Genomic DNA, 15,221 nt, shown 5'->3' with positions numbered 1-15,221 from the left:
CCTCCTCGGTTAAGCTTGATCTTGTTTTGCCCTAGGAAGGTGGGGATTAAACATAGGAATTGGCGACGAAAGACAAACGACGAGCATCCTCAAGCGTGCGGTTCGAACAGCTTGCTAATCGATTGTTTCTCGTGTATGCGCACGATGGCTTCGGCGATAAGCGGTGCGACGGACAACACCTGCATCTTCGATGTACAGTTCGGATCCTTAAGCGGAATCGTATCCGTGACGACGATCTCCACGATCGGCGACTCCTCCAACCGGGAAATAGCCGGGCCGGACAAGACGGGATGCGTACAGCAAGCGTAAATATCGCGAGCTCCGGCTTCTTTGAGCGCATTGGCGGCAAGGCAGATCGTACCGGCCGTGTCAATAATGTCGTCGATCAGAATCGCCGTCCTGCCCGAAACATCGCCGATGATGTTCATCACTTCGACAACGCCGGGTTCCGGCCTGCGCTTGTCGATGATCGCAAGCGGGGCTTGCAGCGTATCCGCCAATCTTCTGGCACGAACGACGCCTCCGTGGTCCGGAGAAACAACGACGGGGGACAGGAGGTTTTTCCCGTGAAAATAATCCCCCAGAATCGGAACGCCAAGCAGATGATCGACCGGGATGTCGAAGAAGCCCTGGATCTGCATCGCATGCAGGTCCATCGCGATGACCCGATGCGCTCCCGCAGTCTCAATCAGGTTTGCGACCAACTTCGCCGTAATCGGATCACGCGATCTCGCTTTCCGATCTTGACGCGCATAACCGTAATAGGGGACAACGACGTTAATTGTCGCCGCGGAGGCCCGCTTCAGCGCATCAACCATGACAAGCAGTTCGATCAGGTGATCGTTTACCGGCGCGCTTGTCGACTGAATGACGTATACGTCGTCGCCCCGAACGCTATCATCTAGCTGGACATGAATTTCCCCGTCGCTGAACCTTTTCATAGCCACGTTGCCAAGCTCGACTCCGATATTCCCTGCGATCGCCTTCGCGAGAGCAGGGTTGGAACTGCACGAGAATAGCTTTAATGTTGGATCCGAATAGGCCATCGCCATCGTAACCGCCTTTGTTATTCGGTTTCTCTTTCCTTTTTGGCGCGCGCGCGCGCCCGGAACTTCTCCGCATAGCCTGGCTTGTTGACTTGACGCTCGCGGGCGATCGCCAGATCGTTGTCCGGAACGTCGTGCGTAATGGTAGAGCCGGCGACGACGTAAGCGCCGTCTCCGATCTTAACCGGCGCGATCAGGTTGGCATTGCTGCCGATGAACGCGTCGTCTCCGATGACCGTCTTCGATTTATTATGCCCGTCGTAATTGGCCGTAATCGCTCCGCAGCCGATGTTGACTTTGGAGCCGACAACCGCGTCTCCGATATAGCTCAGATGAGGCACCTTGCTATGATTTCCGATTGTCGCATTCTTAATCTCTACGAAATCGCCGACTTTCACGTTCTGCCCAAGCTTCGCGCCCGGACGCAAATACGCGAACGGACCGACTGTACTGTCATCGCCGATAACGGCTCCTTCCGCAATCGACTGACGAATCGTCACGCCATTGCCGACGATCGTGTCGGTCAATTCCGACTGCGGCCCGATCAGGCAATCAGAACCGATCTCCGTCCGTCCTTTCAGCACAGCTCCCGGGTAGATGACCGTATCGGAGCCGATCGACACTCCCGCTTCAATATACGTATTCTCCGCATCGATCAAAGTCACGCCGTTCATCTGGTGCCCAGCGTTAATCCGCAGCCGCATGAGTCGTTCCGCTTCACCAAGAGCGATGCGATCGTTCACACCGATTGATTCCGCCGGATCGGCCGCGATGTGCGCAACGATTTTCTCGCCGTCACCTTTCAAGATGCCGATAACGTCAGGCAAATAATATTCGCCTTGCGCGTTCGCATTCGTCACCCGGGATAGCGCGTCGAACATCTTCCGGTTATCGAAACAATAGGTCCCCGTATTAATCTCGCGAATCTTCACTTCATCCACAGAACAATCCTTGTGCTCAACGATCTTTAACACAGCGCCGTCCGTTCCGCGCACGATCCGTCCGTATCCGGCAGGCTCATCCAGTTCGGCAGTCAGCACCGTCGCAGCCGCTCCCTGAGAGACGTGAGCCGTCAACATCGCTTCGATCGTCTCCGTTCTAACCAGAGGCGTATCACCACAGATGACAACTGTAACACCGTCCTCGTCGCCGATAAGCGCCTTAGCTTGCAGGACTGCGTGTCCTGTTCCAAGTTGCTGTTCCTGCAACGCGAATTCGACCGCCCCTCCGCCGACTTTCTCCTTCACCGCTTCTGCGCCGTGACCGACGATGACGACGGAACGCTGAATGTCAGCCCCCCGCACCGCGTCCAGCACATGCTCAACCATCGGTTTGCCGCATACGGGATGCAATACTTTATATAACTTCGATTTCATGCGCTTGCCCTGTCCTGCGGCAAGCACGATCGCCATTTTCTTCGTCATGATGAATAAACTCCTTTCGGTTTGCTTTCTTCCCCCCACTTCATCAGAATCATAGCTTATTCTCTTACAATTGAAAAGAGAGCCTGTCCGGCTCTCTTCTCGATTGTACATTATTATGCCCCTTCGACCATAACTTCTTCTTCTTGCGCTGCACGTTCGTATTCCGCCAGAACGGCCGCTTGGATCTTCTCGCGCGTCCCCGAAGAAATCGGATGAGCGATGTCCCGAAATTCTCCGTCCGGAGTCCGTTTGCTCGGCATAGCGACGAACATGCCATTGTTGCCATCGATGACCCGAATATCGTGTACGACGAATTCATTGTCGATCGTGATGGAAGCAATCGCCTTCATACGCCCCTCCGAATTGACGCGGCGGAGTCTCACGTCTGTAATCTGCACCTGTGTTCACCACCTTTGTCCCTCAGAAAGACTTGGTGTAATATTCCACGCAGATGAGCCAATTCCTTCTTAAATATGGTAAAAGCATTGTTAAAATTGAAATAAATTTTTAATTCCTGACAGTTTCGACAGATATCGCCGCAATCAGTTCGATTTCGACAAGCACATCTTTCGGAAGCCTTGCCACTTCTACGGTTGAGCGGGCTGGCGTGTGGCTTCCAAAGTAAGAAGCGTACACCGAATTAAAGTCTGCGAACTGGTTCATGTCCTTCAAAAACACCGTCGTCTTCACGACATCGCGCAGTTCTGCACCTTCCGCTGCCAGCACCGCTTTCAAGTTGGTGAGCACTTGGTGTGTCTGCTCCTGGATCGTGCCGACGACCAGCTCTCCCGAAGAAGTAAGCGGAATTTGACCCGATGTATACAACATATTGCCGACGAGCACCGCTTGCGCATAAGGGCCGATAGCAGCTGGCGCTTCCGGCGTAGACACGATCTTCAGTTTGGACGTCATTCTTAAGCCCTCCTGTGTGAGTAAGTTAGAAAAAGTTCCCTGGCTGTACCTTAATTTGTCTCGTCTTCAAATCCACTTCAGTCAGACGTGCAAGAGACACATAATCGTGCAGCAGTCGTTCCTCGTTCTCGACTTCGCCCGATTCGACGAACACGCCGACTCCGGCGACAACCGCACGGAACTCGTGAAGCAAATCAACCATCCCTTGAATCGTACCGCCGGCTTTCATGAAGTCGTCGATTATCAGCACACGCGACTCTTCCTTTAGCGCGCGGCGGGCGAGCGACATCGTCTGGATGCGCTTCGTCGAGCCCGACACATAATTGATGCTGACCGCCGAGCCTTCCGTCACCTTATGATCCCGCCGAACGATAACGACGGGCAAGTTCAAATATTGCGCTGTCGCATGGGCGAGGGGGATGCCCTTCGTCTCCACCGTCATAATCACGTCGATGTTCCGATCGGCGAATACGGACGCGAACATCCGGCCGACTTCCTGCATAAGCGCAGGCTGGCCGAGTAAATCCGTCATATACAAATAGCCGCCCGGTAGCAGCCGGTCAGGCTGTTCAAGCTCCCGGCAGATCGTTACGATCTTCTCGAGCGCCAAATCTTTGCGGCACTTCGGCACGAACCTTACGCCGCCGGCAGCACCCGCAAGCGTGGTCAATTCGCCTATCCCCTCGTCCTCGAACACTTCCTTGATAATCGCCAAATCCTCGCTGATCGAGGACTTCGCCGACTGGTAACGCTCAGCGAAAGCTGTAAGAGAAATTAACGTATGAGGACGGGCCAATAAGTACTGCGTCATTTCAACGAGCCTGGCGCTTCGTTTCAATTTTTTCACGTGCTCCTCTCCCGTCCAAATCCGAATATTGTAAACGTATCATAACATTATCATCCGTTTTTCTTCAACATAAACCGACCAAATGTCTCCATTATGTAAGCATTCTTGCCACAAATACTTCTTTGCAGAAGCCTCTTAAAGCGTTATAAACGCGTGCGACTTTAATTTCCTTGGAGACGAGTCCGAATACGGTCGGCCCGCTGCCCGACATGAGCACGCCGTCAGCCCCCGCTCTCACCATGCAATCCTTGATCTGCTTAACTTCCGGGTAGCGGTGAAGAGTCACAGACTCCAGCACGTTGCCGAGTGCCGCACACATGTCGGGGAACGATTGGCGCGAGATTGCGCTGAGCATGTCCGGAATCGATGGATGGGACTTTAAGTCGTTGACGCGGAACTTGCCGTACACGTCCGCAGTCGATACGTTAATCGGCGGCTTAGCGAGTATGACCCAACATTGCGGAGGCGCCTGCAAGCTTTCGAGACGTTCTCCCCTGCCAGTCGCCAGCGCCGTACCGCCGCGAATGCAGAACGGCACATCGGAACCGAGTTCCGCACCGAGCGCCTCCAGCTCGGACAATGGCAATTGCAAATCCCACAGACGATTTAGTCCGCGCAGTGCAGCAGCCGCGTCGCTGCTGCCGCCGGCAAGCCCCGCCGCGACCGGAATTTGTTTGTCGAGATGCATATAGACGCCTCGCGTAACCCCGTAACGTTCCTTCAGCAGCCTCGCCGCCTGAAATGCCAAGTTTTTCTCGTCCAGAGGAATGAATCCGACTTGGCTTGTGAGCACAATCTGGTCGCGGGGAAGCTCTTCCATCTCCAGACGATCGGCCACGTCGACCATCGTCATAATCATTTCAACTTCATGGAACCCGTCTTCCCGCTTCCGCAGCACATCTAGCAGCAGGTTGATCTTGGCCGGGGCTTTCTCGTAGATTTTCGTCATTTCCATCCACCGCTCCTATGTAAAAAACCGTTCAAGCTTAATGAATACCGGTTTGATCCGTTCCGATCCGCTTTTGTTTCGTCATGCAAAAATCATTAAATAATTATAACAAAGTGAAATCCGAAATGCGAAAAAGAGGCCGAATCCCGCCCTGCGGAATGTCGCCCTCTTCACACGATACCGACCGACTGCCGTTACGGCTGCTGCGACTTGGCCGCCGCTTGCTCGGCCATCTGGATCGCCCGCTTCACCATATTGCCCGCATCTTTGGTTGTAATGCCGCCCCAGCCTTCTTGCTGCACTTTGCCGTAGAACCCCAAATCTTTGGCCAGCTCTGTCTTCAGCTGTTCGGACATTACGCTTCTTCTTCGGCTCATCGACCGTTCGCCTCCTGGCCCGCATGCTTGGCGCCGACGTACGGCGCCTACCCGTTAGGATGCCCCGGGGACGTCCGCACATGCAAAACGGGCAGCCCCGCGCCCGATTGGCGCGCCGGCTGCCCGTACATTAAACCGCGCAGGTGCGATCAATAATTGATTCGTACCTGTCCCTCGTCATTGCACAACATGACTTCCACGGATTCCGTCAAAATATCCGCGTAGCTGTACGATACCCGCTTAAAAGCGTTCTGTTCCTCGTCCAGCTTTACGATGAAAACCGATGGGTAGATTTCTTCCAACACGCCCGTGCGTTCGATGGTCTTACGACGGCCACCGTTGGCGCGGAGCATGATTTTGGAACCGACGTGCGGCTCCAGGCTTCGCTTGATCTCGAGAAGCGCATTTTTAGCCATGATCCACTACCACCTCTTTCCCTGTAAATTATATCTAAAATCAGGGGAGGTGTCAAACAAAGAGAATATTATATCAACGATGCCATTTTCGTGTCAACGGTCATTTTCCTTGAGGATACGAGGTTTTTCCGAAACAAGCTCGCGATTTGTCACACAATGTTCACATTTTGCTCAGTTGCCGTTGTTTTCAAATTCGGCACTCCGATCCGATATCGTCCCATGGTTTCGATGCCGCCCATGCCTTGACGTCCGCTGATCGTGTGGGCGATGACGTCGGCGATGTTCACCGTGTCCCTGAAGGGCGTGAACGCCGCCCTGACGGCCACGTAGACAGGATCCAGCGCATGGATCATAATTCTTCCCGGCGAGCTTGCAAAGTTGGCCCCTGCGGACAACAGCGCCTCGAAATGGGATTGGCAGGCGCCGGCGACGATGACAAGGGAGTCTCGATTCCGTTCGTACTCTCTGGCGACCTGAACGGCCCGAACGAAATTCAGCGAATTCTTGTAGCTGCTGAGCTGCTGCAAGTCCTCACGCTGCTTCAGCACCCCATCATGGCCCGTAATAACGACGATGTCCGGATGGAATTGATACAGCATCTGCTGAAGCACTTGCGGCATCTGCGATTCGTGGCAGTGCATCCCCTCCGCGGGAACGCGAAGCTGGCCGTACACCTGCATACTTTTCTTTAAGTAATTGGCGTCTCCGTCCAGATGAAGCACTTTGCCCGGCATCTCGAAGAACGGCTGCCGGCGGTCGTCCAGCACTGTCGAGAAACCCACCCTGCCCGTCTGGCGACTTCGTTCCTCGTTCATTCTGCGCAAAGACTCGTTCGCGTGGATGCGCGCCTGGCGCGTCCCACCGAGCTCGTCCGGATTCCGTACCGTTTGAAGATCATTCACGGGAGCGTCGGCCAGCAACCGATAATCCATCCCTCTAAGGACGGCCTGCTCGGCGACGAAAGCCGCAACCCGGAACAAAACGTCCCCGCCATAGGATTTGCGAATAACTAGATCCCCCTGCTTCATGGGCAATCACCTCTTCGTCTATCCTATGGTGGAGGGCGTCCGCCTGTGCGCGTCCGGACGTAATCCGATCGTCATCCGCCATTCCTAGCCGCTGCTTAGTTCTAGTTCGACATGCCGGCTTTCTCCAGTGCCTCGTACACCGCCGCGAATTCCTCCAGGCTAAGCGTCTCGGCCCTACGCTCCGGCTGCACGCCGACTGCCGTCAGCAGCTCGGCTAGCTCGCCTTTGCGGTCTTTGCCGGAGAATGCCGTCAAGTTGTTCGCAAGCGTCTTGCGCCGCTGCGCGAACGCAGCTTGCACGACGCGGAAGAAGCTATCCTCGTCGCGCACATCGACTGCGGGCGCCGGGCGCCGCTTCAGCCGAATGACGGCGGATTCAACGTTCGGCTCCGGGATGAAAGAACTGCCAGGCACGACGCAGACGACCTCGGGCTCGCAATAATACTGGACCGCGACGGTTAAGCTGCCGTAATCCTTACCGCCCGGTTTTGCCGCCATACGTACCGCCACTTCCTTCTGCACCATCACAACGATGTTCTCTAGCGGCAGCCTGTCCTCCAGCAGCTTCATGATAATAGGCGTCGTGACGTAATAAGGCAAGTTGGCGACCACGCTAACGCCGGACAAACCTGCGAACTTCTCTTCCCACAGCGCGCGCAAGTCTGTCTTTAGCACGTCCCCATGCACGACGCTGACGTTGCCATAGGGGGACAATACATCTTCCAGAATCGGAAGGAGCCTCCGGTCGATCTCGACCGCCGTCACTTTGCCAGCTGTCTTGGCGAGTCTCTCCGTCAACGAACCGATGCCGGGACCGACTTCGAGCGCGCCCTTCGTCTCGTCCAGATCCGCCGCTTCGATGATCTTGTCCAGCACGTGCCCGTTGATCAAGAAGTTCTGACCGAGGCTTTTCTTGAACGTAAAGCCGTGTTTGCGAATAATGTCCCGCGTGCGCCCCGATGTCGCGATTGCCTTCTCCGCCTGAACTTTGTGTGCGCCCTGCTCTTTCGTTTCTTTCATGCTCCTCTATCGCCCTTCCCGCTCTACCTGTTCGAGTGCGGCCAGAAACTCCGTCCGCGTAATCCGAAACATGCGGCATCTCTTGAAAAATTGTTTGCCGTTCGCGTAACCGATGCCAAGCAGTTCGCCCATCCGTTCCCTTCTTCTGGCCGACGAAGCGTGCACGATCAGCCCCGCATCGAGCAGATCGCTCCACTCCAGCCCATCTGCCATAACGGTCTCGCTGCCCGCAGCCGCTTCCGGATCTCTGACGCTCGCCAGCGCCCTGCGGATGGCATCGTCTGTCGCATGTTCGACGCCGATGCCCCGGCGGCTTCTTGCTTCGTCCTTCGTCAAGAACGCGTGCTTGCAGCCGGGCACCCGCTCCGACACCCTTTTGCGTATACGCTCTCCCGGCGAGTCGGGGTCGGTCAGCACGATAACCCCTCTGCGGGCTTGTGCCAGTTCGATGCGCCGCAGGACGCTTTCATCGATCGCCGAACCGCCCGTCTCGATCGTATCCGCGCCGACCGCCCGCTGCACGGCGGTCGTATCGTCCTTGCCTTCGACAACGATGACTTCCCGGATGTTCAACCTGTTACCGCCTTTGCCGTAATCTTATGGTTACAAGCGTATATGAACTTGACCGATACATCAAGTGCGCACCTTTGCTTCCATGGCAAAAGAATCGGGAAGAAGCCGCATAGGCCTCTCCCCGATTCCTGAACTCGCATATAAGGCGTCGATCAATCCGCAGACGGTTTGACCGGGCCGATGACGTATACCTTGAACCCGCGCTTCGTGCCGAACTTATCGACGTGGGATTCGCTCTCGTAGTAGACGTCGATTTTCTTGCCCTTGATCGCCCCGCCGGTATCTTCCGCTCTGCGGAAGCCGATCCCTTCGATGTATACCCACCAACCGATCGGAATGACGCGCGGATCGACCGCAATCGTGCGACCTTCCTGGACGACCGCTCCCGAGGCAGTGACGCCGTAGTCGGAATCGCCTTTTTTCTTGCCTGTCGACGAGAAACCCGCGGAATACGCAGTAAGCGTCACGTTCGTCAGCAGACGGCGGATTTTAACCTGCTTCCCGTTCAAGCTGACGAATTGGACTTCGCCGGCTCGAGGTCTTCCCATGAAGGAAGCCGTCGCCACTTCCGCCTTCTTCTTCGTGCCGATAGCAACAACCTTCTGTACAGCCGGTTGCGCAATGACTTTCTCGACCATTTCCTGGCTGACGAGTTTGCCGTCCTCATAGACGCGTTCCGTCTTGTAGACGACAACACCCGCTTTGCCTTGCTTAATGACTTTCGTTTTGCCAACTTCCAGATCGGCGTTCTTCTGTTCCAAGACTTTAAACGCAATCGGAAGTTTCGTTTCGGTCATTTCCTTGCGCACCCGGACGACCGAGACGGTCATTCCTTCGGCTAGCGACGTACCGATCGCCGGAGTAACGCGATCCTCTCCCGCGATGCCGAGATTCAATGTGCCGAGCGCCTCGCTTACTGTATCGGCGGTCGTATGAACCCGTTGCTCCTTACCGTCTGCCTTAACCGTTATGCTTACCGCCCGATCAATGACGATCCGGCTTCCTTCGTCCAGCTTGTCGGTCAATTGTCCTGACAGGGTGTCGTAAGGACCGACGTGAATGTTGCGTTCCGCGAGCAGTTCTTCGACGCTGTTGGTCTGGGTGGCAATAACGGAGGCGACTCCGTTATCAATAATCGTGATGTTCTTGGTGGCCGCCTTTTGCAAAAGCGACATGAACATCATCGTGATGGCAAAAACGAGAATTGCGCCCAAAATGGCTACGCGCAAATGCTCATGCTTCCATCGCAGTGCGATAAGCTTGCCGGTCGGTCGTGGATCATGGGTTTCCTCAACAGGAATACTGCCCATTTTCTCGTTCCCCCTCATAGCCCCGCCGTCGACTGTGATGCATGATACTTGTCAGACGCGACTAATCCATAATGTTAACGACGCTTCGGTGATCGCCCTCATATCTGTTTGTAGGGGCTCCCGAAATTTCACGCCGCCTCGTCCAGTCGTGCTTCTCAACTTTGAGTTCATACCCCTGGGCGTATGAGAAAAGTTGCGCATGCAACACAAAAAGCCATCGAGACAGAGGATCTGTTCGTGGCTTCCGCAGTTGGATGGATAGAATAGTATCGCGGCACGAGTTGACCTCTCTCTATAACGCTTACGGGGTTAGCTGTCGGATTCGGGCAAAGAGAGTCGCCCTAATCGCTCCCGGTCAAGACGCGTGGCTCGGATGGAGGCGCGTTCATGCCGCTTGCGATATTCACCCCAAGATTGCTCGGACCGCCTTGGACGAATTGCTTACTCGCCGCCGCGTTGGGTCCCCCGTTCTCCCTATTGGGAGATTAAGCGCACTGGAAAAGGAATGTCATATTGAAACTTCTGATGAAGATCATAACCTCTATCCAACAAAGGTGTAAAGAAGGCGCATCGGACGAATTTCCCTATTTTCATGGGAAAATGGACGTTTCTTCGGTGGAATGAGCGGAAAAAGCCAGTTTTTTCTTAAAATCATTCCGTTTTTCTCTCGAATATTCCGTTTATCTCGCGAGTCCAAAACAGCGCTTGGCGTTCTCACTCGTTATTTTTCCGATTTCTTCCAAAGAAATCCCTTTGATTTCTGCCGCCGCCTCCGCAACAAGACGAACGTAAGCCGACTCATTTCTCTTCCCGCGATGGGGGTGAGGCGTCAAATATGGAGCATCCGTTTCGATGAGCAAACGGTCCAAAGGCACCCTCTCCAGCACCTCTTTAGGCACCCTGGCATTCTTGTAAGTTACTGGTCCGCCGAACGAAATGTGGAAGTTCATATCCAGGCATAACTTGGCCGTCTCCCAGCTCCCGGAGAAACAATGCATAATGCCGCCGATCTCATCTGCTTTCTCTTCCTTGAGCAGCCTGATCACGTCTTCGTGAGCATCGCGATTGTGAATGACGATCGGTTTCTTCAGACGGCGGGCAAGCCGAATCTGCTCGCGAAAAACGACATGCTGCACGTCTTTCGGAGACGTATCCCAATAATAGTCGAGCCCGATCTCCCCGATGGCAACGACTTTCGGGTGGCTGCACAGCCGCTCGATCCACGCCAAATCTTCTTCCAGCTTCATGTCGATTGCATCAGTCGGATGCCAGCCGACGGCGGCGTAGATGAACGGGTACTTTTCTGCAAGGGCCATCGTCGTCGGGATCGTCTCCCGATTAAAACCAATATTAACGATCGTATCTACGCCTGCTTCCCGCGCGCGGGAAATGACCTCCTCGCGATCGCTGTCGAACTTGGGAGAATCGAGATGCGCATGTGTGTCGATAAGCATGATGACGTTGTCTCCCTTCTATTATATAGATAGCTTGTTCCGTGTCTCGGGACTAAGCCGATGAGCGTGCGGGCGCACCAAATCTTCCGGATAATACACGTAATATTTTCCGCGATGAAGACCTGCAATCGATTGGATAATGTCGGATTTCATCGAGATTTCCGTTAATCTGTCCTGCTCGCCAAGCAGCAAAATTGGCGGCTTCTCCTTGCCGTCCGGCAACGCACCTGGCTTGTAGATGTCGTAAGGAGAATCGATCGGCGTATCGACTTCCAGATGGTATTCGGGTTGAAGACCGATCCGCAGCCATTCCTTGCTGACTTCCTCCAGCCATCCGCTGTCTTCGGGGCTTAGAGGAGCGTACTTGTATAACTGCCTGTTCAGAAATCTGCGGCATAAATCCGACAGCAGCTCGTCATCCTCGTCCACCCATTGACCGAACGCCGTCTGCGCCATCGCTTCGTCCAGCTTCAAATAATGAGACAGAGTAAGATTTCCTTCTAATAAAGCATGAAGCGGAGGCAACATGAAGCGGAACCGGAAACCGGTTCGGAACAGATGTCCGGCCCTGTGGAAGATTTGTCTGAGCACGATTTCCGAACTACGGGTTACCGGGTGGAAATAAATTTGCCAATACATCTGATAACGAGACATCAAATAATCTTCGACAGCATGCATCCCGCTCTCCTTCACGACGATGTTGCCCTGGTAAGGACGAAGCACCCTCAGAATACGGTCAAGATCGAACGTGCCGTAATTCACCCCCGTAAAATAAGCGTCCCGAAGAAGATAATCCATCCGGTCTGCGTCCAACTGACTCGAGACGAGGCTGACGACGATCGGCTTCTCGTACTTCTTCCGAATGACTGCCGCCACTTTGTTCGGGAATTCCGGTTCGACCTCCCTCAGCACCCGATTCACTTCCGTATCGCCAAGAATGATCTCGGCCGTCCACAGCTCATGGTCCGTTCCGAAAATTTGCTCGAGCGAGTGGGAGAAGGGGCCGTGGCCCACGTCATGCAGCAACGACGCGCACAAGCTGAGCAATTTTTCCTCTTGCGGCCAATCGACATATCGATTACGCTCAAATTGCGAAATGATTTTCCTTGTAATTTCATATACGCCCAAGGAATGGGAGAATCGGCTGTGCTCCGCTCCATGGAAAGTGAGATAAGATGTGCCTAGTTGGCGTATTCTTCTTAATCTCTGAAACTCCGGCGTATTGATCAGTTTCCAGATTGTCGGTTCTTGCACGTAAATGGAATGATGAACCGGGTCCTTAAATACTTTCTCCTCTTGCAGCGCATCGTGCATCCCCAACACCTCTTTATCGTAGGTTTCGACAAATTCGACACTAAATGTAGAATTTTGTCGAATAATGTCGAATTATAAATTCCTTTGTTTTTAACTGAATTTTGGCTTATAATTTCTCCTAACCGCCTTATTTATAAGGATTATCAGTATTATAGTTCATTAATATTGAGATTATCAGGTTGACTTTTTTGGGAATCGTTGGTACGATAGTAGGCAGAAAACAGAGAACTTTGTCGAATTCTGGCGAACGCGGACAAGCCTAAGCGCATGACTGATGTCCGTTTGTTTTTATTTTAACCCTATGAGAGGAGAATTACCAAATGATGAAATCTACGGGAATTGTACGGAAAGTCGATGAGCTGGGCCGGGTGGTTATTCCGATCGAACTGCGCCGCACGCTGGGCATCGGAGAGAAAGATGCGCTTGAGATTTACGTGGACGGAGAGCGCATCATGCTCAAGAAATACGAGCCTGCATGCATTTTCTGCGGCAACGCAGAGAACGTAACTTACTTTAAAGGAAAAATTGTTTGCAGAGAATGTTTGAAGGATTTACCTTCACCTGTGACAAATTAAAGAAAATAGTTTATAATGAAATTTGTAATTCTAATAATTGTTAATTCCAACCTTTTTATACTCCTTAGCCCCCTCCCGGACTCGATGCCGGGAGGCTTTTTTTGTCCACATGTGGATATCCGTTTATTTTCCCCCTGTTGTTAACAGGAGAGATTGGTAGATGTCCCGCTTCGAGACACCTCTATCCACAGCTGCCGACTTCATCGCGTCTTTACGACTTTGTCCCGCTTGCTCGTAGTGGGCGACATGCATCGCCAGCTCCAGCCCCGCCCACCACGGTCCTTCTCCCGTTATCCCCGTAACGCCGTCCGCGGATAAACGTCCCGGCTCCTGCTCGCTAGCTCCCTCGATCGCGATACAGCACTCTCCGATCGGCGGCGTGGCCTCGACGTAGGCCAAGCACTGGCTTACAGTACCACGTATCGCTTCTTCGTGTCTTTTCGTCAGTTCCCGGATGATTGCGACTTTCCTTCCACTCCATCGTTCGGCAATAACAGCAAGCGTCTTTTTCACTCGATGCGGGGATTCGTAGAACAGCAGCGTACCACTTTCCCGCTCCACATTATCGAGTAATTTGTTTAGTCCTTTGCGCTCCCTCGGCGGGAAGCCGAGGAACAGGAAACGCTCCGTCGGCAAACCGGACATAATTAAAGCGGACAACGCCGCGTTCGCTCCCGGTACCGGTACGACGGGAATGCCTTCCCCGACCGCATCCCTGACTAGATCCGCTCCCGGGTCGGAGATTGCCGGCATTCCCGCATCGCTGACGAGCGCGATGCTCTGTCCTTCAAGCAACAGCCGGACCAATTCCGGTCCGCTCGCTTCGCGGTTATGATCGTGATAGCTAACGAGCCTGTTCTGAATCTCGAAATGGGTCAACAGCTTTCGCGTCTGCCGAGTGTCCTCCGCGGCGATCAACTGCACTTCCTTCAGGATCCGAATCGCGCGGAACGTCATGTCTTCGAGATTGCCAATCGGAGTCGCGACCAAATATAACGTGCCGACACCTTCACGCGTACCGCTGAAGCTCTTCTGCACAGACGCATTTTCTCCATCCGCCGTTTCTCCGGTTCCGGTTCTATCGCTGATCCGTGTCATCGCCCAGTGTCCCCTCCTTCTCGTTCTCTTTCCTCGGGATTGCTTGCCGGCCATTCGGCCGTATGAAACCCGGCAATTCCGCAGCTTGTCCGTAAAACACCGCCAGCAATTCGGGTGTATATTCACCGTCTTCTTCATAAACGATAATTGGGGGAAGCAGGCGGACTTCTGGTTTACCTCCAAGCGTTGCTTCTATTAAGACCATGTTCGCCTCCGCGTCTCTACGGGGGTGAGCAAACCGTAATCGTTTCGGTTCGAGCCGGTATCGGCGCATCAAGTCAATAATATCTGCTAATCGACTCGGCCGATGAACCATCGATACGCGTCCGCCGACACGCACAGCTCTCGCACACGCCGCAATAACGTCATCCAATGTACAACCGATCTCGTGGCGCGCCATGGCTTGATGAATGTTTGTTTTGCGATCTCCGCTGTGCACCGGCAAATAAGGCGGATTCACCGTTACCGCGTCGTATCGGACATCGCCGTCCGGCTTCCACAAGCGCAAATCGTCCTCTATAATACGGATTTTGTCCGACAGTCGGTTAAGCCCAACGCTTCGCTTCGCCATATCCGCCAATCTTGGCTGAATTTCGACCGCATCGATTGCCGCCTCGGTTCGTGTCGTCAGCAACAACGGAATGACACCATTGCCCGTGCATAGATCAAGCACACACCCCCTTGCAGGAACCCCTGCGAACCTGGCAAGCAATACGGCATCCAGCGAGAAACTAAACACTTCGGTGCTTTGGATAATCTTCAAGTCATGGGTCAGTAGATCGTCAAGCCGTTCTCCGGCCAGCAAAGCATGACCGACAGTGTGATCGACAGCTTGATCGGCAGTCGACGACTTACCGTATTCATTCATCGTGCGGTCCT

At 53.9% G+C, this 15,221-nt stretch carries 17 protein-coding genes and 1 riboswitch; of the genes, 1 reads left to right on the top strand and 16 read right to left on the bottom strand.

What is annotated here, in order from left to right:
- Positions 1–89: 89 nt before the first annotated feature.
- The 14 genes from ACFPOF_RS28920 to ACFPOF_RS28855 all read right to left on the bottom strand — a co-directional run bounded on the left by ACFPOF_RS28920 (position 90) and on the right by ACFPOF_RS28855 (position 12,669).
- Positions 90–1,046 (bottom strand): ribose-phosphate diphosphokinase, encoded by a 957-nt coding sequence (locus ACFPOF_RS28920; protein WP_378139016.1) that lies wholly within the window; start codon positions 1,044–1,046, stop codon positions 90–92.
- A gap of 20 nt (positions 1,047–1,066) precedes the next feature.
- A complete protein-coding gene (gene glmU, locus ACFPOF_RS28915; protein ID WP_378138859.1) occupies positions 1,067–2,470 on the bottom strand; it encodes a bifunctional UDP-N-acetylglucosamine diphosphorylase/glucosamine-1-phosphate N-acetyltransferase GlmU in 1,404 nt (467 codons plus the stop codon).
- A 113-nt stretch (positions 2,471–2,583) separates the two neighbouring features.
- A complete protein-coding gene (spoVG, locus tag ACFPOF_RS28910) occupies positions 2,584–2,868 on the bottom strand; it encodes a septation regulator SpoVG (protein ID WP_115995948.1) in 285 nt (94 codons plus the stop codon).
- A 109-nt stretch (positions 2,869–2,977) separates the two neighbouring features.
- Entirely contained in the window at positions 2,978–3,382 is a 405-nt protein-coding gene (locus tag ACFPOF_RS28905) for a RidA family protein (protein WP_378138858.1), read from the bottom strand.
- 25 nt (positions 3,383–3,407) lie between these two features.
- Positions 3,408–4,229: a pur operon repressor gene (gene purR / locus ACFPOF_RS28900; RefSeq protein ID WP_378138857.1), complete on the bottom strand. Its 822-nt coding sequence runs from the start codon at positions 4,227–4,229 to the stop codon at positions 3,408–3,410.
- Between the two features lie 91 nt (positions 4,230–4,320).
- Positions 4,321–5,184, bottom strand: a complete 864-nt coding sequence (ispE, locus tag ACFPOF_RS28895; protein ID WP_378138856.1) for a 4-(cytidine 5'-diphospho)-2-C-methyl-D-erythritol kinase — start codon at positions 5,182–5,184, stop codon at positions 4,321–4,323.
- Between the two features lie 188 nt (positions 5,185–5,372).
- Positions 5,373–5,555 carry a small, acid-soluble spore protein, alpha/beta type gene (locus ACFPOF_RS28890; protein ID WP_378138855.1) on the bottom strand — a complete coding sequence of 61 codons (183 nt, stop codon included), beginning with the start codon at positions 5,553–5,555 and terminating at the stop codon, positions 5,373–5,375.
- Between the two features lie 149 nt (positions 5,556–5,704).
- Positions 5,705–5,971: a biofilm formation stimulator Veg gene (gene veg, locus ACFPOF_RS28885; protein WP_378138854.1), complete on the bottom strand. Its 267-nt coding sequence runs from the start codon at positions 5,969–5,971 to the stop codon at positions 5,705–5,707.
- A 149-nt stretch (positions 5,972–6,120) separates the two neighbouring features.
- Entirely contained in the window at positions 6,121–6,999 is an 879-nt protein-coding gene (yabG, locus tag ACFPOF_RS28880) for a sporulation peptidase YabG (protein ID WP_378138853.1), read from the bottom strand.
- Positions 7,000–7,100: 101 nt separating this feature from the next.
- Entirely contained in the window at positions 7,101–8,018 is a 918-nt protein-coding gene (gene rsmA / locus ACFPOF_RS28875) for a 16S rRNA (adenine(1518)-N(6)/adenine(1519)-N(6))-dimethyltransferase RsmA (protein WP_378138852.1), read from the bottom strand.
- Positions 8,019–8,024: 6 nt separating this feature from the next.
- A complete protein-coding gene (gene rnmV / locus ACFPOF_RS28870; RefSeq protein WP_378138851.1) occupies positions 8,025–8,591 on the bottom strand; it encodes a ribonuclease M5 in 567 nt (188 codons plus the stop codon).
- Between the two features lie 152 nt (positions 8,592–8,743).
- Positions 8,744–9,901, bottom strand: coding sequence for a ubiquitin-like domain-containing protein (locus tag ACFPOF_RS28865; protein WP_378138850.1), 1,158 nt, complete (start codon positions 9,899–9,901; stop codon positions 8,744–8,746).
- A gap of 283 nt (positions 9,902–10,184) precedes the next feature.
- Positions 10,185–10,403: riboswitch (cyclic di-AMP (ydaO/yuaA leader) on the bottom strand.
- Between the two features lie 178 nt (positions 10,404–10,581).
- Complete coding sequence (locus ACFPOF_RS28860) at positions 10,582–11,355, bottom strand: TatD family hydrolase (protein WP_378138849.1); 774 nt, start codon at positions 11,353–11,355, stop codon at positions 10,582–10,584.
- Between the two features lie 21 nt (positions 11,356–11,376).
- Positions 11,377–12,669, bottom strand: a complete 1,293-nt coding sequence (locus tag ACFPOF_RS28855; protein ID WP_378138848.1) for an HD domain-containing protein — start codon at positions 12,667–12,669, stop codon at positions 11,377–11,379.
- Between the two features lie 320 nt (positions 12,670–12,989).
- On the opposite strand from ACFPOF_RS28855, the gene ACFPOF_RS28850 reads away from it, so the two are divergent.
- Complete coding sequence (locus ACFPOF_RS28850) at positions 12,990–13,244, top strand: AbrB/MazE/SpoVT family DNA-binding domain-containing protein (RefSeq protein ID WP_027086730.1); 255 nt, start codon at positions 12,990–12,992, stop codon at positions 13,242–13,244.
- A gap of 123 nt (positions 13,245–13,367) precedes the next feature.
- Here ACFPOF_RS28850 and rsmI read toward each other — a convergent pair whose 3' ends face one another.
- Complete coding sequence (rsmI, locus tag ACFPOF_RS28845) at positions 13,368–14,342, bottom strand: 16S rRNA (cytidine(1402)-2'-O)-methyltransferase (protein ID WP_378138847.1); 975 nt, start codon at positions 14,340–14,342, stop codon at positions 13,368–13,370.
- On the bottom strand, positions 14,323–15,210 hold the full coding sequence (locus ACFPOF_RS28840) for a tRNA1(Val) (adenine(37)-N6)-methyltransferase (protein ID WP_378138846.1): 888 nt from the start codon (positions 15,208–15,210) through the stop codon (positions 14,323–14,325). The genes rsmI and ACFPOF_RS28840 overlap by 20 nt, the downstream gene beginning before the upstream one ends.
- Between the last annotated feature and the right edge of the window lie 11 nt (positions 15,211–15,221).

Origin of the sequence: Cohnella soli (genome assembly GCF_042655525.1) — a bacterium.
Lineage (GTDB): Bacteria > Bacillota > Bacilli > Paenibacillales > Paenibacillaceae > Cohnella > Cohnella soli.
The sequence above is the reverse complement of the archived record's forward strand: the minus strand, read 5'-3'. Positions and strand labels throughout refer to the sequence as shown.

What these genes read in the sequence shown, in the direction of transcription:
- ACFPOF_RS28920 (WP_378139016.1), bottom strand. Translation starts at nt 1,046, where the DNA reads ATGGCCTATTCGGATCCAACATTAAAGCTATTCTCGTGCAGTTCCAAC.
- glmU (WP_378138859.1), bottom strand. Translation starts at nt 2,470, where the DNA reads ATGACGAAGAAAATGGCGATCGTGCTTGCCGCAGGACAGGGCAAGCGC.
- ACFPOF_RS28905 (WP_378138858.1), bottom strand. Translation starts at nt 3,382, where the DNA reads ATGACGTCCAAACTGAAGATCGTGTCTACGCCGGAAGCGCCAGCTGCT.
- ispE (WP_378138856.1), bottom strand. Translation starts at nt 5,184, where the DNA reads ATGGAAATGACGAAAATCTACGAGAAAGCCCCGGCCAAGATCAACCTG.
- ACFPOF_RS28890 (WP_378138855.1), bottom strand. Translation starts at nt 5,555, where the DNA reads ATGAGCCGAAGAAGAAGCGTAATGTCCGAACAGCTGAAGACAGAGCTG.
- veg (WP_378138854.1), bottom strand. Translation starts at nt 5,971, where the DNA reads ATGGCTAAAAATGCGCTTCTCGAGATCAAGCGAAGCCTGGAGCCGCAC.
- yabG (WP_378138853.1), bottom strand. Translation starts at nt 6,999, where the DNA reads ATGAAGCAGGGGGATCTAGTTATTCGCAAATCCTATGGCGGGGACGTT.
- rsmA (WP_378138852.1), bottom strand. Translation starts at nt 8,018, where the DNA reads ATGAAAGAAACGAAAGAGCAGGGCGCACACAAAGTTCAGGCGGAGAAG.
- ACFPOF_RS28865 (WP_378138850.1), bottom strand. Translation starts at nt 9,901, where the DNA reads ATGGGCAGTATTCCTGTTGAGGAAACCCATGATCCACGACCGACCGGC.
- ACFPOF_RS28860 (WP_378138849.1), bottom strand. Translation starts at nt 11,355, where the DNA reads ATGCTTATCGACACACATGCGCATCTCGATTCTCCCAAGTTCGACAGC.
- ACFPOF_RS28855 (WP_378138848.1), bottom strand. Translation starts at nt 12,669, where the DNA reads ATGCACGATGCGCTGCAAGAGGAGAAAGTATTTAAGGACCCGGTTCAT.
- ACFPOF_RS28850 (WP_027086730.1), top strand. Translation starts at nt 12,990, where the DNA reads ATGATGAAATCTACGGGAATTGTACGGAAAGTCGATGAGCTGGGCCGG.
- rsmI (WP_378138847.1), bottom strand. Translation starts at nt 14,342, where the DNA reads ATGACACGGATCAGCGATAGAACCGGAACCGGAGAAACGGCGGATGGA.
- ACFPOF_RS28840 (WP_378138846.1), bottom strand. Translation starts at nt 15,210, where the DNA reads ATGAATGAATACGGTAAGTCGTCGACTGCCGATCAAGCTGTCGATCAC.